Source organism: Sphaerisporangium sp. NPDC088356 (assembly GCF_040685555.1).
Classification (GTDB): Bacteria; Actinomycetota; Actinomycetes; order Streptosporangiales; family Streptosporangiaceae; genus Sphaerisporangium.
In genome coordinates, this window is sequence record NZ_JBFBIK010000019.1 from 56854 (window position 1) to 77092 (window position 20239).

A 20239-nucleotide genomic window follows, 5' to 3' on the forward strand; every position below is an offset into this window, starting at 1 on the left:
TGACTAACAAGGGGCTCGCACCGGAGGTCACTCAGTGGCCGGACCTACCTGATGACGGGGCCGTCGCTCTGGTCGCCCGAGGGGTCGGGCGTCGGCTCCTCGCTCGGCTTCTTGGTGGGCTCCCGGGTCGGTTCCCCGGTCGGGTCCTTGGTGGGTTCCCTGGTCGGCTGCTTGGTGGGCTGCTTGGTCGGCTGCTTGGTCGGCTCGGGCTCGGCGCAGGCGTCGCCCTTGCGTGCCGACCTCGCGGAGTCGCTCGCCGTGCCGAGCGCGGAGCTGACGTTCACCGTGACCCGCCTGGCGTCGCTGTAGCCGCACGCCGGAGTCGCGAACCGCACCGTGTAGACCCGGTCGTACGCGGTGTCCCCCGACAGCGTGGCCTGCCGGGCGGCCGTGCGGGTCACGGTGCGCTCGCCCACGGTGAGCGTCTGCTCGAAGGCGGCCGAGAGCTTGACCGCGTCCGCCGTCGCGTTCTTCACCCGGACCGTGAGCGTGCTCCCGTTCCAGGAAGTGATCGAGACCGTCGGCGGCGCGCACTTGGGCCCGGTGACCCGGACCTCCTTGAACTGCGTCCCGTTGGCCGCGGCGGGCTGCGTGGTCACCCTCGCCCCGAAGTAGGCGGTGGTGCCGCACGGGACGTCGCCGAGGGCGCCGCGCAGGGAGAGCTTGTACGAGGTGTCGCCCGTGAGGGTGCGGCTCGCGCGGTCCACCACCTTGGCGGAACCCTCGCCCTCCCGGCGGGTGAACTCCGCCGCCAGGCGCACCGGCCCCGGCCCGCCGGCCCGTACGCCGACGTCGGCGGTGCGGCCGTTCCATTCGAGCGACACGCCGCCGACCGAGGGCGGCGGGCACGGGTCGCCCTTCACCGTGACGACCTTGCTCTCGCCGGCTCCGTCCGCCGCCTTGGGCGTGGTCGACACGGTGGCCTGCCGGTAGACGGTCTGGCCGCAGGCGGGCGGGGTGAACCCTCCGTCGACGGGCCGCGTGTAGGAGGTGGAGCCGGTGAGCACCAGGGTCTTCGGGGCGCCGGCGGTGAGGTTGGAGGGGGACGATCCCTGGGCGAACCGCACGGTGAGGGTGACGTTCTGCGGGGTCGAGGTCCGCACCCGCACCGTGGCCGTCCGCCCGTCGAATGCGACGACCGTCAGATCGCTCACCGAGAGCGGGGTGGGCGTCGGTGTCGGTGTCGGCGTGGGGGTCGGCGTGGGGGTGGGTGTCGGGGTGGGGGTGGGCGCCCGTGTGGGTGTGGCTGTGGGCGTCTGATCGGAGCCGGGCGCGGAGCTCGCCGAGGGGCTGCTCCGCGCGGTGGCCGGTGGCACGGGAACCAGCTGCGACGACTCCGGCGTCTCGGAGACCGACGGATCAGGGGCGGTCGTCACCGGCTTCTTCGACAGCGGCTTGGTGGGCTCGTCCGTGGGCGCCACGACGCCCGCCTGGACCGTCGGCTTGGGAGAGGTCGTCAGGGCGACGTCGCGCACGTTGTGGCGGTTGGCGGCGAGCACCGCGATCACCACGCCGGCCACCACGATGCCGCTCCCGATCAGCACGCGGGAGCTCTGGCGCAGCGGGCTGCGCAGCACGGTCTGCGCCAGGCTGGTGCTCGCCTGCGGCGCCGGCTCCGCCAGGGGGAAGAACAGCGCGAGAAGGGCGGCCAGCTCGGCCAGGTGGCGGCGGCCGCGGTCCTCCCACTCGGGCCCGTAGGCGGCGATCGCCGCCCGCTCCAGCTCGCCGACGAACGCCCTCGCCGTCGCGGGACGGTCGGCGGGGTTCTTGGCGAGGCCGCGGGTCACCAGCGAGCGCACCGAGGCGGGCACGGCGTCCGCGGGGATCGGCGCCGTCTGGTGCTGGTGCCTGAGGGCCGCCGCGTGGTCCGCGCGGTACGGCTTGCGCCCGGTCAGGCACTCGAAGAAGACGCAGGTCGCGGCGTAGACGTCGGTCTCGGGACCGGCGGGGGCGCCGTTCCACTGCTCGGGCGCCATGTAGGGCGGGGTGCCCGAGGGCATGCCGGGCTGGCCCGTGGGGGTCGCGATGCCGAAGTCCGCGAGCTTGCTCAACCCGTCGGCCTGGACGAGGACGTTCTCGGGCTTGTAGTCGCGGTGGACGATGCCGCCCGCGTGCGCGGCCGACAGGCCGAGGAGCGAGCCCTTCAGCACGACCAGCGCGGCCTCGGGGCTGGTGGTGCCGTTCTCGTGCAGGATCTTGCGCAGCGAGACGCCGTCGACGAGCTCCATGACAATGGCCGCGCCGAGTGGGCTCTCGACGTACTCGTAGAAGCGCACGACGTGCGGGTCGCCGATCTCGACCATCGTGCGGGCCTCTTCGCGGAACGCGGCGAGGAAGTGGGGGTCGGCCCTGAGATCGTCACTGAGGTACTTGATCGCCACGTGGGCGCCGGTGCCGCTGTAGGTCGCGAGGACGACCCGCCCGCTCCCTCCGGAGCCGAGCGCACGTTCTTCCCGGTATCCCGGAACGGACCAGGCGTTCATCGTTTTCCCCTCGGAGGTGATGATGCTCCCGTATCCCTAGACGAAGGTCTCACCCGATACGCCGATTGTCACGGGGTTGGTAGATCATCAGTGTGACGATTCGATTACGGAAGGTATGCCGATTCAGCATATGTCAAGGTGTTAGCCTATATTTCGCCAACCCAAGCAAATGCTCGGTCAAGAGAGAGTCGCGTGCCGGTGGTCCACCGCACCGCCGCCTTGCGGGCCGATCGCGCGGGATCGCACACGGGCGACAGCCCGTTCATCACCCTGGGCCCCGCCGTTCCCAGCTGGCCAAGCAAGTGCTAGGTAGATAGACTTCGCCGGGTGATGGAGGGCATGAGCCTGGACGGGCGCACCGCCGTGGTGACGGGGGGAGCGGGCGCCATCGGATCGGTCATCTGCGCCGACCTGGCCTCCCTCGGCGCTCGGGTGGTGGTCGCCGACCTGGACGAGGCCGGCGCGCGGAAGGTCGCCTCAGAACTGCCCCGCCCTGTGGACGCGGCCGCCATGAGGGTCGACCTGTCCGACCCCGAGTCCATCCGGGAGTTCTGCGAGGATGTGGGCCCGGTGGACATCGTCGTGCACAACGCCGGGGTGTCCATCGTGGAGCCGTTCGTGACCAGCGATCCGGCCGGGTGGGACCTGATGTGGGCGGTGAACCTGCGGGCGCCCATGCTGCTCACGCGGCTGCTGCTCCCCGGGATGCTCTCCCGCTCGTGGGGAAGGCTGATCTTCATCTCCTCCGACGGCGCGCGGGCCGGGTCGGGCGGCGAGGGGGCCTACGCCGCCACCAAGGCCGGGCTGTTCGGGCTGGCGAAGACCCTGGCCAGGGAGGCGGCGCGCGGCGCGGTGACGAGCAACGTCGTCTGCCCGGGGCCCACCGACACCCCGATGCTCCGCAGGGTGGAGGCCGAGAAGCCCGGCCTGGTCGACAAGATCGCGAGGGGCATACCGCTGCGGCGCCTCGGAGTGCCCGCCGACGTCGCGGGGCTGGTCGCGTACCTGTGCACCGAGCGGGCCGCCTACATCACCGGCCAGACCCTGTCGGTCAGCGGCGGAATCACGATGCAGTGAACGCGCAGGCCCTCCTGTCAGGGGAGGGAGTCGTAGACGGCCTCGGCCAGGTGGTAGGCGCGGAGGCTGCCGGAGACGCTGTTCGACATCTTGTTCATGGTGTAGCCCATCGCGAGCCCATGGCGTACGTCCCCGAGCCCGAGGAACCCGCCGAGCCCGGTGTGGCCGAACGCCGTCTCGGCGCCCTTCGCCGGAGTGAGGAAGGTCAGCGCGGGACGCATGTAACCGAGGCCGAAGGCGCTGTCGATGAACATCACCCGGTCCGGGCCGCCGACCCGCTGCCGCATGGCGTCGTCCAGCGTCTCCGGCTTGATGATGTCGCCCGCGACCAGGTCGCGGTAGAACCCGGCCAGCCCGCGCGCCGTGGTGACGAGGCCCATCGCCGGCCAGCCCGCCCGCAGGATCACCGGGTGGTTGGCGCCGCCCTTCAGCCTGCCGGGGCTCGGGTTGCCCATGGCGCGGTTCATCAGGCTGTCCTTGTCGAGCGAGGCCTTCGCGATCTCGTACAGCGGGTCGCCGGGCCCCTGACCGGGCAGCTCGGCCACGGTGCCCGCGGCCGTTGTGCCCTGGGCCGCCCCGTCGCCGGTGGTGGTGCGCGTGCCGGCGGACAGGCGGGCGGCGCGGGCGGCCACGTCGTCGGGGGCTCCGAGCCACATGTCGAGCCCGCGCGGCCCGGCGATCTCGTCGGCGACGAACCGGCCCACGCTCTTTCCCGAGACGCGGCGGATCACCTCGCCGACCAGGAACCCGTAGGTGAGGGCGTGGTAGCCGTGCGCGGTGCCCGGCTCCCAGATCGGGGCCTGGCCCGCCAGCCGGGCGGCGATCGCGGCCTGGTCCTCGTACTCCTCGACCGGCACCTCCTGCTCGATCACCGGCAGCCCGGACTGGTGGGTGAGCAGGTGTTCGACCGTGACCTTCTCCTTGCCGTTCGCGGCGAACTCGGGCCACACCTCCGCGACCGGTGCCCCTACGTCGACCAGCCCGCGCTCGGCGAGGATGTGGAGCGCGGTGGCCGTGACCGCCTTGCTGCACGAGTAGGCCAGCGCGGGGGTGTCGCGCTCCCACGGCCGTCCGGTGTGCCGGTCGGCCACGCCGTCCCACAGGTCGACGACGGGCTCGCCGTCGAGGTAGACGGCGAAGGCCGCGCCCAGCTCCTCGCCCTCGGCGAAGTGGCCGTCGAAGACCGCGCGCACCCGGGCGAACCGGGGGTCGCAGTCGCCGTGAGCGGTCATTCCGGACCTCCGTTTGAAAGGAAGCGCTTGCTTGGTTACCGAGCCTAACAACTGGGGGCGTTTCGGCCCAGACGATCAGCGGGGAACCCTCAACCTGCTGACCCCCGCCGCCGTGCTGGAAGCGCTCGCCACCGCGGCCACCGGCCAGGTGATCAGCCTGTCGATGCCCATCAGGGGCGCCACCTCGTCGCCCGCGCCGGCGACCGTGCCCCATCTCAGGGGACGGCCGCTGCCACAGCATTTCATGTCGGTGGACGGCGGCGACTACGCGGCCGGGGCCAGGGCGATCGGCGCCGGTCTGCGGATGGCCGACGACGCGCTGATCGTCACCCACCACGGCACCACGACGCACATGGACGCGCTGTGCCACATGTGGTCGGGCGAGGCGCTCTACAACGGGCATCCAGCCGCGCGGGTCAGGTCGTACGGCGCCTCACGCTGCGGCATCGAGACGGTGGGGGGCGTGGTCGCGCGCGGGGTACTGTTCGACGTGCCCCGCCACCTGGGCCTGGAGCACCTGCCCGTCGACTTCCGCGTGCCGGGCGACCTGCTGGAGGAGATGGCCCCCGATGTACGGCCCGGCGACGTCGCCGTCCTGCGCACCGGGTGGCCGCTGGTGTGGGAGAGGTCGAGCGAGGAGTACTGGTCGGGGCAGCCGGGCCTGTCCGGGGACGGCGGGCGGTGGCTCGCGTCCCGCGACGTCGCGCTGGTGGCCTCGGACAACGCCGCGATCGGCGGCCTCAACGCCCGCCAGCTCGCCGACGAGGGGCTGGACGACGACCTTCACATGATCTTCCTATGGCGGCACGGCATCCACCTCGCCGAGATGCTCTGGCTCGAAGACCTGGCGGACGCCCTCGCGGGGCATGCCGGTACCAGGCGGGACTTCGTGTTCATCGCGGCCCCGCTGAAGATCGAGGGAGGCACGGGCAGCCCCATCAACCCGCTCGCGATCCTCTGAGCCCTAGCCGCCGGGGTAGGCGCCGCCGCCGTAGCTCGCGTCGAGGGCGTCGTAGTCGGGGGTGAAGCCCTTCTTGGGGATGGACTCGGCGAACTCGACCGCGCTGGGTTTCTTGTACGAGGCGAGCAGGCCGCGCACGTGCCCGACGAGGGTCTCAGCGTCCGCTCGCGCGTCCGGCCTGAGCACGACGACGGCCTTCACCGCCTGCGTCCACCGGTCGTCGGGGACGCCGATCACGGCCGCGTCGGCGACCGCCGGGTGGGACTTGAGCGCCCGCTCCACCTCGGCCGGGTAGATGTTCTCGTTGCCCGACTTGATCATGCGGAGCCTCGGGCCGATGAAGGTCAGCGTGCCGTCGGGCTCCCTGCGGCCGAGGTCGCCGGTGTGATGCCAGCCGCCCCTGAACTTCCTCTCGTTCAGCTCGGGCCGGTTGAAGTACCCGGAGAAGATCGACTTGCCGCGTGCGCAGATCTCCCCGACCTCGCCCGGCGGGACCTCCTCGCCGGACTCGCCGAGCAGCCGCACCTGGACCAGCGGTGAGGGACGGCCGGCGAACCCGGCGGCTCCGGGGGCGAGGCCGAGGAACGTCAGCATCCCGCCGACCTCGGTCTGGCCGTACCCGCCCATCTTCGACCGGCACCACGGGGTGTCGGACACCGTGATCATGCCGTCCCACTCCGGCGAATGGGAGACGAAGGAGAGGGACCTCAGGTCGTACTTGCCCCCGGCGTTGGCCGCGACGACGGCGTCGATCATCTGGCCGAACAGGAACGCCTGGGTACACGCCTCGGCGTCGATGAGCCGGCACACCTCCTCGGCGTCGAAGGCGGGGGTGAAGACGTTCGTGCCGCCGGCGAGCAGGGTGGCCAGGCAGAACATCATCGTGCCCACGTGGAACAGTGGCCCGCTGTTGAGGAAGGTGAAGCCGGGTTCCATCTGCCGCACGTGCAGCAGGGACGCCGCGTGCGCCACGAGCGCGGCATGGCTGAGCAGGGCCGCGTTCGGCCGCCCGTCGAATGCGGCGGTGTACAGCGCGAGGACCGGTGCCGTGTCGCCGGACGCGCCTTCCCCGGCATCGCCGGGGGCTCCGCTCGCCAGGAACCGTTCGTACTCCTCCCCGGAGAGCAGCCACCTCGCCGCGCCGGACCGTACGGACTCGGCCGCCTCGGAGTGCTCCCACACCACGACCTTCGGGGTGAGGTCCTCAAGTACGAAGGCCAGCTCGTCGGGCGACTGCCGCCAGTTGGCCGGGCAGAAGACCGCCCCGAGCCGGGCCGCCGCGAGCAGAAGTTCCAGGACGCGAAAGGAGTTCCGGCCGAGCCACAGCACCCGGTCTCCCGCGCCCACCCCCTCGGCGGCGAGCGCGCCGGCCAGCCGTTCCACGCGCTCTTCGAGCCGCGGGTACCCGAGGCGCACGTCGCCGTCGACCACGGCGGTGACCCGGGGGCGGCTGCGGCCGTGCTCGGCGAGGACGTCGGCCAGGGTGAGACGGTGGACGTCCGCGGGGGTGGGGTGGGGATCGGTGCTCATCGCGCCTCCTTGAGCGGGGGTCAATCCTGGAACGCGGGCATGACCTCGGCGGCGAAGAACCGCATCACGTTCTCCATCTCGTCGATGGGGATCGGCCTTGTGCTGCCGAAGTCGCACATGAGGTTGCCGAAGCCGAAGTCCTGAAGCATCCGGATCTGGCCGATCACCCGCTCGGGATCGCCGATCACCTCCAGCTGCTCCCACCGGAACTCGTTGCTGACCGAGCCGCCCTTGAGGTAGCGGTCCTGGTAGTACTCGAACCCCTGGGCCGCCTTGCCGGTGCGTGAGTCGATGGGCGCGCTCTTGTCGTTGAAGATGCGGGCGCGGTCGAACATCTTCTCGAACCTCGCCTGGTCCTCGCGGGCCCGCTCGGCGGTCGGCGCGACGTACACGCTGCGCGCCACGACCAGCTCGGCCTCCTCGGCGTCGTGCCCGGCGCCCCGTGCGGTCTCCCGCCACGTCTCGGCCGCCTTGGCGACCTTGTGGAACGGCGCCGCGGGGTCGGCGAGGATCGGCAGGCCCCGCTCGGCGTACATGGTGACCGTCTCCGGCGACACCGCCGCCACATGGATGGGCGGGTGCGGCACCTGGGCCGGCCTCGGCACCAGCGACACCTCGGTGCCGGTCCTGTAGAACTTGCCCACGTGCTGGTAGGTCTCGTTGTTCCACAGGCCGAGGATCATCTCCAGCGACTCGTTGAACCGGTCACGCGCCTCGGCCAGGTCGACCCCGAACCCCTCGAACTCGAAGCTCTGGTAGCCGCGCCCGATGCCGAGGTCGAGCCTGCCGCCGGACAGGACGTCCACCTGTGCCGCCTCCTCGGCGACGTGGACGGGGTTGTGCAGGGGGAGCACCACGATGCCCGTGCCGAGGCGGACGCGCGTGGTGCGCGCGGCGAGGTGCGCGAGCATCGTGAACAGGTTCGGCGCCACGCCGTAGTCGCGGAAGTGGTGCTCGGCCAGCCGCACGCCGTGGAAGCCCAGCTCCTCGGCCAGCTCGACCAGCCTCAGGTGATAGTCGTAGACGTCCTTGAAGCTCTGGCCGTCGAACCGGTGGAAGAGGTGGAAGGTCGAGAACTTCATCGGCGGTACCCCTGGCGGTCGTCTCCACATGCTCTGTCGTCGCCCGTGCGTGAACCAAGCGCTCGCTTGGGGAGCGTATCAGGTTGCCGGGCGCGGCGGGTTCGTGATGAGGTGTCCCCGTGGCGACGAACCTGATCCTTTCCGGGGGAGTGGCACACGACTTCCCCGCGACCTCCGAGGCCCTCGCGGGCGTGCTGTCCGAGGTGGGCGTCGAGTCCGAGATCACCGAGGACATCGCGGGAGCGCTGGGCGGCGGCCCCGACTTCTCGCTCATCACCGTCAACGCGCTGCGCTGCCGTGGCGACGGGGGATGGTCCGAGCGGGAGGGCGGCGCGTCGTTCGAGCTGCCCTCCGAGGCGCGCGCGGCGCTGCCCAGGCACCTCGACAAGGGAGGCGGGGTGCTGGCCTTGCACGCGGCGGTGATCTGCTTCGACGACTGGCCAGAGTGGCGGCGGCTGCTGGGTGCGTCGTGGACCTGGGAGGTCTCCCACCACCCGCCGCTCGGCAGGGCGGAGGTCAAGGTCCACGGCGGGCACCCGATCGTCGACGGCCTGGGCGACTTCGACCTGATCGACGAGGTCTACAGCGACCTCGACGTGCTCCCCGACGTGCGGCCCCTGGCGTCGTCGCTCGGGCAGCCGCTGCTGTGGGCGCGCGACGCGGGGCGGGGACGGCTGGTGTACGACGCGCTCGGCCACGATGTGCGCTCGTACGAGAACCCCGCGCACCGCACGCTGCTCCAGCGTGCCGCCCAGTGGCTGCTGGCCTGAGAAAGCGGGTTGGCCGCCCGGGATTCCCGGACGGCCAACAGGTGTGTCAGTGAGCTAGAACGCGTCGTTGCGGCCGGTCACCACGCGGACGGCGCCGGGGGCGCGACGACCGGCGGGCGGTCGTCGCAGGTGATGGTGTTCGGCAGCTCCCACGGGGCGAGCCAGGGCCCGGTGGTGCCGCCGCCGTCGTTGCCGCCGAGGTCGGTCAGCGAGAACTCCGAGCCGGTGGGCGGGAAGTTGAACGATCCGCAGTTGTTGACGCCGACCGCGCCGACGTTGCGGGCGTCCACGTTCTGGAAGGACGCGGACCCCTTCACGCGGGCACTGACGACCGAGGTGCCCGTGCCGTCGACCTTGACGTCCTTGAAGTGGACGTTGGTGATCGAGTACAGGTCCTTCACCGGCCAGTCGCTGACCAGCATCATCGCGTTGTAGGTGTTGTCGAGGAAGTTGTCCCCGACCACCTGGATGTCGGCGTCGATGTTCTTCTCGAGCGCGAAGAACCAGATGGCCCCGAGGCCGATGTTCCAGTTCAGCTCGTACGTGCCGGCCCGTACCGTGGTGTTGTTGGTGATCCACAGGTGCCCGGCGAACGCCTCGGCGCCGAAGCGGGATCCGACGTGGATGGCGCTGCCCTCGCGGATCGGGTCGGCGACGAGGTTGTTCGACACCGTGTTGTCGGTGCCGCCGTAGATGGCGATGCCGTTCGCGAGGACCGGCGTCTGCACGGTGTTGTGGTCGAAGGTGTTGCCTGCGTTGGCGGTCTTCTCCGACCACATCGCGAGGCCGTCGTCACCCGAGTTGCGGATGAAGTTGTTGGACACGACCGAGTTCGTGACGCCGGTGTGGAAGTTGAGCCCGTCGGCGATCTGGTCGACGATGACGTTGTTCGTGATCTTCAGCTTGGTCATCGGGCCGTCGAACCACAGGCCCACCTTGGTGTGGCGGATGTAGAGGCCGTCGATGGTCGAGTCGCTCATCGCCCCGCCGACGCCGTTCACCTGGTCGGTGTCGATGCGCTCGCGGACGTCGCCCTCGATCGTGAAGCCCGACAGGTGGACGTTGGTGCTGCCACCGGCCGACGCGTCCTTGCCGTAGAAGCCGACGCCGGTGTGCACCGAGCCGTCAGGGGCCGGGGTGCCGAGCGCGACCTCGCGGCCCTTGATGATCGTGTACCAGCTGCCGGCGCCCTCGATCGTCACGTCGTCGACGATGATGTGGCGGTTCACCTGGTAGACGCCCGGCGGGATGTAGACCTTGAGGTGGCCGCGCTTCGCGAACGCGATCGCCTTGTCGAACGCGTCGGCCGAGTCGCGCCGGCCGAGCGGGTCGGCGCCGAACGCCAGCACGTTGGCCGCGACGAGCCTGACGTGCGGCGCGCCGACGACCTGCGAGTCGAGCAGGTCGATGACGGTCCACGCGGCGTTGCTCCCGGCGGGGACCGTGAGCCGCACCTTGTCACCGGCGCGGTACGTCTTGCCGAGCAGCAGGCGCTGCTCGTCGTAGAAGTGGTTCGGGCGGAACGGTTTGGTGATGGCCGGGGCGGGCGTCGTGGCGCTGGGCACGCAGCCGCACTCGGTGATCCACCAGTCGGGGTGCAGCAGGCCCGCGTTCGGGTCGTTCGAGAACGGATACTGGTTGTACAGCCACGCGTACTGCGAGGTGAGCGTCATGGCCTTCTTGGCCCCGCCGTTCACCGTGACGTTGAGCGGCGCGGTGATGCCGCCGCCGCCCGGGGCGTCCGGGATGCTGTAGCGCACGTTGATCGCGTTCGCCGCGCCGGGCAGCGTGAACTCGACGTACTGTCCGGGCGTCAGCTTGACCGCTCTGCGGCCGGACGCCTCCGCGGGCAGCGTGTACGCGGTGCGGTCGGGGCCGATGAGCGTGCCGTCCGTCGCGGCGTTCTCCGCCTCCTGCTCGGCGAAGTCCACGCCGGCGCCCCGGCCCGCGACGAGCGAGGAGTCGAGGGCGGCGCGCGTCACGACGGGGGCCCCCGCGACGGGGCTCTTGCCGGCGAGGGCCGTGCCGCCGAGCGCGACGCTGAGGCCGACGGTTGCCGCGGTCACCGCTGCGACCGCCCCCGCGGCCCTTCGCGGCGGCCTGATGGACCACCTCGATACAGCTCCTGTGATGCTGCGTGACATCGAATGTCCGTTTCTCTCGGGGGGTGAACACCTGAAGGCGCTCGGGAGCGGACGCCAGAGGGTGAGGTGACATTAGGACGCCCGTGCCTCGTTCCACAAGGGTCCTGCGAAATAGTTTCGTAATCTTGCTATATAGCTGCGATACTCCCTTGAATTCTTGCGCCGACTGTCATGAGTCGTTGCGAGTATTCGCAAGATTCGAGCGGCCGGGACGTAAGCCGGCGACGGTCGTCAGAAAGACCGCGCCCCGCGCGGGCACCCGGGCGGCCTGCTGCCGACGGCGGTGGCCGCGCCCGGACCCGAGGTCGCCGCGCGCCGGGCACCGCTCACGCGCACCCGGCTCAGGGGTCGAGGATGCGGGCGGACTCCGACTCCTGGGCCAGCCTCCTGAGCACGTCGAACGCCTTGCCGTACAGGACCGTGCCGATCACGAGCGACTCGACGGCCGTCTCGCGGGGGCCGTCGAAGGGGATCTTGCCCATCTCGTGCTCCGAGACCAGGCGCATCATCAGGTCCGCGTAGTGGCGCATGCTCTGGTCGCTCGCCGGCATGCCGAGCTGGTCGAGCCGCACCAGGATCTGCGCCAGCTCCTCGCGGGTGGGCGCCTCGGGGTGGACGCTCCATTCGAGCTCGTCGATCAGCGTGTCCACGCGCTCGCGCGCCGCGTGGTGCTCCTCGTCGTCCGGCCGCGACTCACCAGGTGACGCGAGCGCGTAGTGGGCGGTGCCCAGCATCTCGTGGACGGGCATCTCCTCGTCCTCCACCGCCGCCACGATCTTGCTGATCGAGGCGACGGGCAGGCGGCCGACCTCCAGGAGCGCGCGGATCAGCCTCAGTCTGCGCAGATGTGCGTCGCCGTACTCCGCCCGGGTGGCGGAGGTCTGCTCACCCTGGGGGAGCAGCCCCTCGCGCAGGTAGTACTTGATCGTGGGGATCGGCACTCCCGACGCGGCGCTGAGCTGGGAAATCCGCATGGGAGGATCGTACCGCCTAGTTGGATACTCTCACTATCCAACTCGCCCCTTGGCGCGCGCGGTCAGCCGCGGGGACGGGGCGCTGAGGCGAGACCGGGCCGCACGGGCGCGGGTGAGTCGAACCGAGCAAGCGCTTGCCTAAGTACGGCGAGGACGTTAGCGTGACGGACGGTGGCCGCTCTGTCCCCGGGGACCACCGGGTGAAGACCGTTCCGGGGAACGCGGCCGGGGTGCGAGAGGTGCCATGCAGGGGTTCGCCGGGCGGGCGGCGGTAGCGGGGGTCGGCATGACGGCCCTGACCAGGAGGTCCGGCCGTACCGAGCTCGAACTCGCGGTCGAGGCCGCACGCGCGGCGCTCGCCGACGCGGGGATCGTCCCGTCGGACGTCGACGCGGTGCTGAGCTACCACATGAACGACTCCGTGCCGGTGGTACAGGTCGCGAGGGCCCTGCGGATCGAGCGGATCGGCTGGCACAACGACATCAGCGGGGGCGGGACCCAGGCGGCGTCCATCCTGGGCGACGCCGCAATGCTGATTTCTAGCGGTATAGCGCGAAATATCCTGGTCTATCGGGCGCTTAATGGGCGTTCCGGGACGCGGATGAACACCGTCTCCACCGGCCCGCAGGAGCGGTTCACCATTCCCTATGGCATGGCGGGCCCCATCCCGATGTTCGCCCTCGCCGCCCAGCGCTACCTGCACGACACCGGGCTCACCGAGGAGCACCTGCACGCCGTCGTCGCGCAGTCCAGGGAGAACGCCGCCGCCAACCCCCGCGCCCTGCGCCGGGAGCCGCTGCCGCTCGATGACTACCTCGCCAGGCCGTACGTCTGCACGCCGTTGCGTACCGTGGACTGCTGCCAGGAGACCGACGGCGCCTGCGCGCTGGTCGTGCGGGACGTACGGCTCGCGCCCGAGGCGCCGAGGATCGAGGCGGTCGTCCGCGGCGGCGGCCCCGGCTGCTCGGCCATGGACCGGGCGCCCGACGTCACGGCCGTCTTCTCCGCCTACGTCGCCCCCATGCTGTGGGCGGCCTCGGGCCTGTCGCCGCGCGAGGTAGGCGTCGCGCTCCTCTACGACGCCTACTCCTGGCTGGTGCCGAGGCAGTTGGAGGACTTCGGCCTCGTCGCGCGGGAGGACCTCGGGCCGTACCTGCTCAAACGGGGGCACAGGTCGGTCAACCCGCACGGGGGCCTGCTGTCCGAGGGCTACGTCCACGGACTCAACAACGTGGCGCAGGCCGTACGGGAACTGCGTGGCGGAGCGCACGAGACGGCGCTGGTGACGGGCTTCGGCGGCAGTTACGGGAGCGCCGCGCTGTTGCGCCGGGCCGGATGACGCAGTCTGTGGCGCCGCATGACCAGGGCATCGAGACGGTGGGCGGCGACGGCTACGTGCCCGACGCCGCCGCGGCCCGCCTCGGCCGGCGCTGAACCTCCGGAACTAGCTCACCGGAAGGTTCTTCAGGGCCTCGCGGCGGCTCAGCCCGTTCAGGCCCTTGTGGTTGACGTAGCGGACGACCTCGCGCGGATCGGTCTTGGCGTACTCGCGCAGGGCCCAGCCGATGGCCTTGCGGGCGAAGAAGTCGGTGTCGGCGAGGCTCGGCTCGATGCAGGCGTACAGCAGGCCCGCGTCGGTGCGGTCCTTGAAGGAGTTCTGGCACAGGATCGCGGTGCGCCGCCGCCACAGGTCGTCGACGCCGGCCCATTCGAGCATGAGCGGGCGCATCGTGTCGGGGTAGGCCCGCAGCAACGCCCCGATGCGGTTGATCGCCAGGTCGTCGACGTAGTCCCACCAGGCGCCGGTGACGATCATCTCCTCGTACATCGGCACGGTGTAGAGCGTCTGGAAGCTCTTGTAGTAGCGGAACGCCGACAGCTCCATCGCGGCGTACCGCTCCTCGCGGTACTCGGCGTCGCGCCACATGGCGAGGACGGTTCTGCGCCACTCGGGCGCGCTGTCGATGCGGTGCTCGGCGAGGACCCTTCTCACCGCCGCCCGCCGCGGCACGGCCTGCACCCCGAGGAAGGGCATCGTGGACTTCATGTACGCCTGCATCGCGGGCGCCTTGGCGGCATCGGCCACCTCGGTGAGCGCCACCCGCACGGCTTTGTGGAGCGGGGTCATGCTTTGTGGCTGGTCCGTTCCCCTGTGGCGAGACCGTCGAACAGGACGGTGACGTAGTGCTCGGCGAGGCCCGCGGTGTTGAGCCGGCCGCCGGGACGGAACCAGCGCACGGCGACCCAGATCGTGTCGCGGATCATGCGGTAGGTGAGCTTGGGGTCGACGTCGGCGCGGAACTGCCCCTCGGCCTGGCCGCGCTTGATCTGCTCCACCCACATGCGCTCGACCTCGTCCTCGGCCTTGATGAGGTAGTCGAAGCGGTCGCCGGGCAGGGAACGCAGGTAGTTCCAGTCGTTCTGCATCACGGTGATGGCGGCGCGGTGCGGCTCCAGCGTGCTGAAGCCGATGCGGACCATCTCGGACAGGATCGTGCGGGGGTCGCCATCCTGATCGAGAGCGGCCCTGTAACGCCCGATAAGGTCCTTGAGGAACGTGGACAGGACCTCGTCGACGATCGTCTCTTTGGAGTCGAAGTGGTGGTAGAGGCTTCCGGACAGGATGCCCGCCTCCACGGCGATCTCGCGTACGGTGGTCGCCTGGAAACCCTTGCGTGCGAAGAGCTCGGCGGCGAGCTTGACGAGGTGGTCGCGGCGCTCGGAGGCCGGACCGGACGAGGTGGCCCGCCGTGTGGTGCCCTGGCGCTTGGCCGCCGCGGAGCCGCCCCGGGGGGGAGCTCCTCCGGTCGCCCCCGCGACCGCCGACGCGCCGCCGGAGTTCTTTCGCGTGTTCACGCCCTCCATTATGGGCCTCCGTGCAATCGCTTGTTCACCTAACGCCTGCGGTGAGTCGCCTGCTCATCCCATGTTCCCTTGTCTACCAAGCGCTTGCTACCCTAAGTGACGACTATTTGTACGGCCTAAGCGCCCCTGAGGGCGAAAGACCGGAAGGACGGACTGCCGTGAGCGAGGCATACATCGTCGGCGCCGTGCGCACCCCGGTCGGGCGGAGGAACGGCGGCCTGGCCTCGGCCCACCCCGCCGACCTCGGTGCCCATGTCATCCGCGCGCTGATGGATCGTACCGGCGCGGACCCCGCCGCGGTCGACGACGTCGTCTTCGGATGCGTGGACACCGTCGGTCCGCAGGCCGGGGACATCGCCCGCACGTGCTGGCTCGCCGCGGGGATGCCCGAGGAGGTCCCCGGCGTGACCGTCGACCGGCAGTGCGGCTCCTCCCAGCAGGCGGTCCACTTCGCCGCGCAGGCCGTCCAGAGCGGGAACGCCGACCTGGTCGTCGCGGGCGGCGTCCAGAACATGAGCATGGTCCCGATCGCGCAGGCCATGGTCGCGGGGCAGGCGCTCGGCTTCGCCACCCCCTTCACAGGCTCCAAGGGCTGGCACGCGCGGTACGGCGCGCAGGAGGTGTCCCAGTTCCGCGGCGCGGAGATGATCGCCGAGAGGTGGGACATCTCGCGCCGGGAGATGGAGGAGTTCGCCTTCGAATCCCACCAGAGGGCGCTCGGCGCGATCGACGAGGGCCGGTTCGAGCGCGAGATCGTGCCCTTCGCCGGCGTGCTCGCCGACGAGGGCCCGCGCCGCGACACCACGCTCGACAAGATGGCCGGCCTGAAGACGCTGGTCGAGGGGGGCAGGCTCACCGCCGCGGTGTCCTCGCAGATCTCCGACGGCGCCGCCGCGCTGCTGATCGCCTCCGAGGAGGCCGTACGGACGCACGGGCTGACCCCGCGCGCCCGTATCCGCCACATGTCCGCGCGCGGCGCCGACCCGATCATGATGCTCTCCGCGCCTATCCCGGCCACTGGTCACGCTCTCAGGAAGGCCGGGATGAAGATCGGCGACATGGACGTCGTGGAGATCAACGAGGCGTTCGCCTCGGTCGTGCTGGCCTGGCTGCGCGAGACCGGGGCCGACCCGGCGCGGGTCAACCCCAGCGGCGGGGCCATCGCCCTCGGCCACCCCCTCGGGGCCACGGGCGCCCGGCTGATGACCTCGCTGCTCCACGAGCTCGAACGCACCGGCGGCCGTTACGGCCTGCAGACGATGTGCGAGGGCGGCGGACAGGCGAACGTGACCGTCGTCGAACGCCTCTGACCCACGCCGATTCGCGGAAGGACGGGCCGTCGCGGAGGACGGCCCGTCCTTCCGCGTATGGTCGGATGAGGTCGGGAGAGCGCTCTAAAAGAGCGAGATCCCATGGTCGCTGGGTATGGAAAATAGGAAAGTTTCCTATTAGATTGTCGGATTGTCCTAGACGGTACCTATTGGAGAGCGCCACCACCGGGTTCCGCGAGCCGTACGGTCCTGCGAGCCTCCGGCGTGATCCGCCGACGAGCCGCCAGGCGAGGAGAGTGCATGAAGCGCAGCCCCGAGCTACTGCGTCTGGCCGATTCGGTCCTCCTCCCCGGCTTCGAAGGCAGGACCCCGCCCGACTGGCTGCGCCGCCGCCTAGGTGAAGGACTGGCCGGGGTCGTGTTCTTCTCCAGGAACGTCGGGACCCCCTCACAGCTCGCCGAGCTGACGGCCGCCCTGCGTGCCGAGCGGCCGGACCTCGTCGTCGGCATCGACGAGGAGACCGGCGACGTCACCCGGCTGGAGGCGCACACCGGAAGCTCCCGCCCGGGCAACTACGCGCTCGGGGTCGTGGACGACGTCTCCCTCACCGAGGAGATCGCCAGGGGGCTCGGCGCCGACCTCGCCGCCGCCGGGATCAACGTCGACTTCGCGCCCGCCGCCGACGTCAACTCCAACCCGGGCAACCCGGTCATCGGCCTGCGGTCGTTCGGGGCGGACCCGGCGCTGGTGGCGCGGCACACCGCCGCCTGGGTACGGGGGCTCCAGGCGGCGGCCGTCGCGGCCTGCGCCAAGCACTTCCCCGGCCACGGGGACACCGCGGTCGACTCCCACCACGGCCTGCCAGGGGTGGCCGCGACGCTGGAGCAGCTTCACGAGGTCGAGCTGCTCCCGTTCCGCGCGGCCATCGCCGAGGGCGTGCGCATGATCATGACAGGACACCTGCTGGTCGGCGCGTACGACTCCGAGTTCCCCGCCACACTCAGCCCCCGCATCCTCACCGGCCTGCTCCGGGACGAGCTGGGCTTCGACGGCGTGACCATCACCGACGCCGTCGAGATGGCCGCGGTCACGGAGCGGTACGGCATCGGCGGGGGAAGCGCGCGGGCCATCGCCGCGGGCGCGGACCTGATCTGCGTCGGCGGGGAGAACTCCGATGACGCGGTGGTGGTGACGATCCGCGAGGCGATCGCCGACGCGGTGACCGGCGGGCTGCTTCCGGAGGAACGGCTCGCGGAAGCCGCCCGCCGGGTCGCCGAGCTGACCGTCTGGACGGGCTCCGGCCCCTCCGCCCCGGTCACGTCCACCTCGGCCGGCCACCCCGCCTCGGCGGTGCGCGCCGCGCACGGGGCGGCAGGTCTCGCCGCCGCGCGCCGTGCCATCCGCGTGACCAGGCGGGCCGGCGTGCTCCCGCTGGTCACCGCCCCGCACGTGGCCGAGCTTTCGCCCCAGATGAACCTCGCGATCGACAAGGACATGCCGTGGGGGGTGGGGGAGCCGCTCAGCAAGCTGCTGCCCGGAACCACGGTGGTGCGCCTCGACCAGGAGAGCGCCGGAACCTCGCTCGACCAGGCCGTGCTCGTCCCGGCGGCCGACCGGCCGCTGGTCGTGGTGGTCCGCGACGCGCACCGCCACGCCTGGCAGATGGCGGCGCTCGACCGGCTGCTGGGCGCCCGGCCCGACGGCATCGTGGTCGAGATGGGCCTGCCCGGCCGCACCGACCTCGGAGCCGTCCACATCGCCACACACGGCGCCGCCCGCGTGTGCGGCCAGGCGGCGGCCGAGACCCTCACCGGCCACCTGGAAGCCGAGATCTGACCGCCCTGCGGCCGAAGACGCGGCGCCACCGTTCGCGCGGGGACGTTCACGGGGGGCTGGTTCTGTCGGGGGTGGCTGGTTGAATCGCGGGCATGGACATCGCGCGGCTGGTCGCCGAGAAGCGGGAGTTCGATGGTCTCGACCTGTCCGGGGCCGCGCTGACGGATGTGCTCCAGGCCGGGCCGCTGGTCTTCCGCGACTGCGACCTGAGCGGTGCCGACCTCAGCGAGGCCGGCCTGGTGCGGGCCGTGTTCGAGGGGTGCGTGCTCGACCGGGTCGACTTCCGCCGTGCCGACCTCGACGGGGCGCGGTTCGCCGGGGGCGGGGGTGCGGGCGTGCGCTTCGGAGGCGCCGAGCTGACCGACGCGGTCTTCACCGACGTCGACCTCTCCCGTGCCGACTTCGTCGACACCCTGCTGACCGACGTCTCCTTCACCGGTTGCCGCATGATCGGCGTGAAGCTGTCCGGCTGCCGTGGCACGGGCTACACGATCGCCGGCAGCAACCTCACCCTCGCCGACCTGTCGGGCTGCGGCTTCCGCGGTCAGGCGATCGACGGCGTCCGGTTCGATGAGGCCAACCTCTCCGCGTGCGACTTCACCAAGGCCGTGCTGACCGACTGCCGCCTGATCCGTGCCCGTCTGGTGGACGCGAAATTCGCCAAGGCCGACCTGCGCGGTGCCGACCTCGGCGAGCCCGACGACAGCGAGCTGCGCTACCTCAAGGGCGCCGTCATCAGCCATGCCCAGGCCGCCGCTCTCCTCGCCTCCCGCGGCCTCACGGTCGTATGACCGGCATTCGCCGCCCGTCAGGCCGTGGTACCAGTGCGCCAGCGGCGGCCTCAGCCCCCTCCGCTCACGGGAACCGAGCGGCGATGCCGCGAGCGGGCACAGTGGGCTCGTCCGTGCCGCGTCTCGGGTCAGCGCGGGTGGGGGTCGTCCGTCGCGGAGAGGGTGGTCAGTACGGTCTGTGCCTCGATGATGATGCGGGTGATGAGGTCCTCGCAGCTGGGGAGATCGTCGATCACGCTGACGACCTGGCCCGACGCCATCACGCCGAGGTCCGCTCTGCCGTCGACCATGGCGGCCTTGAGCAGCATCGGGGTGTTGGCGGCCTGGATCACCTGGGCCCAGGTGAGGTCGCGCCCGTGTCTCATGCGGCGTCCCTCACGGATCATCTCGGCCCAGGTCAGGCCGGAGATCTTCTTGAACCGCGCCCCGTTGGCCACGGCCCGGGCCAGGCCCCTGAGCCGGCCCGCGGTTTCGAGTGACTCCACGAAGGAGGTCTTCAGCACCCGATGGGGCACGCCGTCCACCCGGGTGGTCACCACCGTGTCCGAGGCCCCGAGGTAGAGCTTCTTCACCTCCTCACCCACGGTCGAGTCCGAGGTGAGCAGGAACCTCGTTCCCATGGCCACCCCGGCCGCGCCGTACGCCATCGCCGCGACCAGGCCTCGCCCGTCGAAGAACCCACCCGCCGCGACCACCGGGACGTCCACGGCATCGACAACCTGGGGGAGCAGCAGGGTGGTCGGGACGGGCCCGGTGTGCCCCCCGCCCTCGCCGCCCTGCACGATCACGGCGTCCACGCCCCACGCGGCGACCTTCTCGGCGTGGCGGCGGGCGCCCACCGAGGGCATCGTGACGACGCCCGCGTCCTTGAGCCGGGCGATCAGCTCCCGCCGGGGGGCGAGCGCGAACGACGCCACGCGTACCCCTTCGCGGATCATCACCTCGACCCGGTCGCGGGCGTCGTCCGCGTCGGACCTGATGTTGACCCCGAACGGCGCGTCGGTCCGGTCCTTGACCGATCTGATGGCGTCGGTCATCTGCCCGACCGACATGGTGGAGGCGGCGATGATCCCGAGGCCCCCGGCACTCGACGTCGCCGCAGCCAGCCGCGCGCCCGCGACGTACCCCATCCCGGTCTGCACCACCGGATACCGGCACCCCACCAGCTCGGTCAACGGGGTACGCAGTGCCCGGGTTCGTTGGTCAGGTGGGAAGGCCGTGCC

General features: G+C 71.2%; 16 protein-coding genes. 7 read left to right on the forward strand and 9 right to left on the reverse strand.

Annotated elements, in window-relative coordinates; genetic code table 11:
• Positions 1–44: 44 nt before the first annotated feature.
• A complete protein-coding gene (locus AB0O34_RS10315) occupies positions 45–2483 on the reverse strand; it encodes a protein kinase (RefSeq protein ID WP_363914773.1) in 2439 nt (812 codons plus the stop codon).
• Positions 2484–2813: 330 nt separating this feature from the next.
• Here AB0O34_RS10315 and AB0O34_RS10320 point away from each other — a divergent pair, with 330 nt between their 5' ends.
• Positions 2814–3560, forward strand: a complete 747-nt coding sequence (locus AB0O34_RS10320) for an SDR family NAD(P)-dependent oxidoreductase (RefSeq protein WP_363914775.1) — start codon at positions 2814–2816, stop codon at positions 3558–3560.
• A 17-nt stretch (positions 3561–3577) separates the two neighbouring features.
• Here AB0O34_RS10320 and AB0O34_RS10325 read toward each other — a convergent pair whose 3' ends face one another.
• Entirely contained in the window at positions 3578–4792 is a 1215-nt protein-coding gene (locus AB0O34_RS10325; protein ID WP_363914777.1) for a serine hydrolase domain-containing protein, read from the reverse strand.
• A 31-nt stretch (positions 4793–4823) separates the two neighbouring features.
• Between AB0O34_RS10325 and AB0O34_RS10330 the strand changes: the two genes are divergently transcribed.
• Positions 4824–5753, forward strand: coding sequence for a cyclase family protein (locus tag AB0O34_RS10330; RefSeq protein WP_363914779.1), 930 nt, complete (start codon positions 4824–4826; stop codon positions 5751–5753).
• 3 nt (positions 5754–5756) lie between these two features.
• Here the strand turns inward: AB0O34_RS10330 and AB0O34_RS10335 are convergent, their stop codons facing one another.
• Positions 5757–7283: an AMP-binding protein gene (locus tag AB0O34_RS10335; protein WP_363914781.1), complete on the reverse strand. Its 1527-nt coding sequence runs from the start codon at positions 7281–7283 to the stop codon at positions 5757–5759.
• Positions 7284–7303: 20 nt separating this feature from the next.
• Complete coding sequence (locus tag AB0O34_RS10340) at positions 7304–8365, reverse strand: LLM class flavin-dependent oxidoreductase (RefSeq protein ID WP_363914783.1); 1062 nt, start codon at positions 8363–8365, stop codon at positions 7304–7306.
• Positions 8366–8484: 119 nt separating this feature from the next.
• Here AB0O34_RS10340 and AB0O34_RS10345 point away from each other — a divergent pair, with 119 nt between their 5' ends.
• Complete coding sequence (locus AB0O34_RS10345) at positions 8485–9135, forward strand: ThuA domain-containing protein (RefSeq protein ID WP_363914785.1); 651 nt, start codon at positions 8485–8487, stop codon at positions 9133–9135.
• A 77-nt stretch (positions 9136–9212) separates the two neighbouring features.
• On the opposite strand, the gene AB0O34_RS10350 is transcribed toward AB0O34_RS10345, so the two are convergent.
• Together AB0O34_RS10350 and AB0O34_RS10355 are read right to left on the reverse strand one after the other, a co-directional pair.
• Complete coding sequence (locus tag AB0O34_RS10350) at positions 9213–11201, reverse strand: glycosyl hydrolase family 28-related protein (protein WP_363914787.1); 1989 nt, start codon at positions 11199–11201, stop codon at positions 9213–9215.
• Between the two features lie 419 nt (positions 11202–11620).
• Positions 11621–12253 (reverse strand): MerR family transcriptional regulator, encoded by a 633-nt coding sequence (locus AB0O34_RS10355; protein WP_363914789.1) that lies wholly within the window; start codon positions 12251–12253, stop codon positions 11621–11623.
• A 244-nt stretch (positions 12254–12497) separates the two neighbouring features.
• Here AB0O34_RS10355 and AB0O34_RS10360 point away from each other — a divergent pair, with 244 nt between their 5' ends.
• Entirely contained in the window at positions 12498–13592 is a 1095-nt protein-coding gene (locus AB0O34_RS10360; protein ID WP_363914791.1) for an acetyl-CoA acetyltransferase, read from the forward strand.
• A gap of 105 nt (positions 13593–13697) precedes the next feature.
• On the opposite strand, the gene AB0O34_RS10365 is transcribed toward AB0O34_RS10360, so the two are convergent.
• Together AB0O34_RS10365 and AB0O34_RS10370 are read right to left on the reverse strand one after the other, a co-directional pair.
• Positions 13698–14381 carry a DNA alkylation repair protein gene (locus tag AB0O34_RS10365; protein ID WP_363914793.1) on the reverse strand — a complete coding sequence of 228 codons (684 nt, stop codon included), beginning with the start codon at positions 14379–14381 and terminating at the stop codon, positions 13698–13700.
• Positions 14378–15109 carry a TetR/AcrR family transcriptional regulator gene (locus AB0O34_RS10370; protein WP_363914795.1) on the reverse strand — a complete coding sequence of 244 codons (732 nt, stop codon included), beginning with the start codon at positions 15107–15109 and terminating at the stop codon, positions 14378–14380. Before AB0O34_RS10370 ends, AB0O34_RS10365 begins: the two co-directional genes overlap by 4 nt.
• A 167-nt stretch (positions 15110–15276) precedes the next feature.
• Between AB0O34_RS10370 and AB0O34_RS10375 the strand changes: the two genes are divergently transcribed.
• The 3 genes from AB0O34_RS10375 to AB0O34_RS10385 all read left to right on the forward strand — a co-directional run bounded on the left by AB0O34_RS10375 (position 15277) and on the right by AB0O34_RS10385 (position 19016).
• On the forward strand, positions 15277–16428 hold the full coding sequence (locus tag AB0O34_RS10375) for an acetyl-CoA C-acetyltransferase (protein WP_363914797.1): 1152 nt from the start codon (positions 15277–15279) through the stop codon (positions 16426–16428).
• Between the two features lie 261 nt (positions 16429–16689).
• Entirely contained in the window at positions 16690–18225 is a 1536-nt protein-coding gene (locus AB0O34_RS10380; protein WP_363914799.1) for a glycoside hydrolase family 3 N-terminal domain-containing protein, read from the forward strand.
• Positions 18226–18317: 92 nt separating this feature from the next.
• Positions 18318–19016 carry a pentapeptide repeat-containing protein gene (locus AB0O34_RS10385; protein WP_363914801.1) on the forward strand — a complete coding sequence of 233 codons (699 nt, stop codon included), beginning with the start codon at positions 18318–18320 and terminating at the stop codon, positions 19014–19016.
• Between the two features lie 128 nt (positions 19017–19144).
• Here AB0O34_RS10385 and AB0O34_RS10390 read toward each other — a convergent pair whose 3' ends face one another.
• Positions 19145–20203, reverse strand: coding sequence for a nitronate monooxygenase (locus AB0O34_RS10390; protein WP_363914825.1), 1059 nt, complete (start codon positions 20201–20203; stop codon positions 19145–19147).
• Between the last annotated feature and the right edge of the window lie 36 nt (positions 20204–20239).

Bases quoted from the DNA above. Each gene is read 5' to 3' on its own strand.
- AB0O34_RS10380 (WP_363914799.1), top strand. From the start codon at position 16,690: ATGAAGCGCAGCCCCGAGCTACTGCGTCTGGCCGATTCGGTCCTCCTC.
- AB0O34_RS10315 (WP_363914773.1), bottom strand. From the start codon at position 2,483: ATGAACGCCTGGTCCGTTCCGGGATACCGGGAAGAACGTGCGCTCGGC.
- AB0O34_RS10325 (WP_363914777.1), bottom strand. From the start codon at position 4,792: ATGACCGCTCACGGCGACTGCGACCCCCGGTTCGCCCGGGTGCGCGCG.
- AB0O34_RS10360 (WP_363914791.1), top strand. From the start codon at position 12,498: ATGCAGGGGTTCGCCGGGCGGGCGGCGGTAGCGGGGGTCGGCATGACG.
- AB0O34_RS10340 (WP_363914783.1), bottom strand. From the start codon at position 8,365: ATGAAGTTCTCGACCTTCCACCTCTTCCACCGGTTCGACGGCCAGAGC.
- AB0O34_RS10365 (WP_363914793.1), bottom strand. From the start codon at position 14,381: ATGACCCCGCTCCACAAAGCCGTGCGGGTGGCGCTCACCGAGGTGGCC.
- AB0O34_RS10320 (WP_363914775.1), top strand. From the start codon at position 2,814: ATGGAGGGCATGAGCCTGGACGGGCGCACCGCCGTGGTGACGGGGGGA.
- AB0O34_RS10355 (WP_363914789.1), bottom strand. From the start codon at position 12,253: ATGCGGATTTCCCAGCTCAGCGCCGCGTCGGGAGTGCCGATCCCCACG.
- AB0O34_RS10335 (WP_363914781.1), bottom strand. From the start codon at position 7,283: ATGAGCACCGATCCCCACCCCACCCCCGCGGACGTCCACCGTCTCACC.
- AB0O34_RS10385 (WP_363914801.1), top strand. From the start codon at position 18,318: ATGGACATCGCGCGGCTGGTCGCCGAGAAGCGGGAGTTCGATGGTCTC.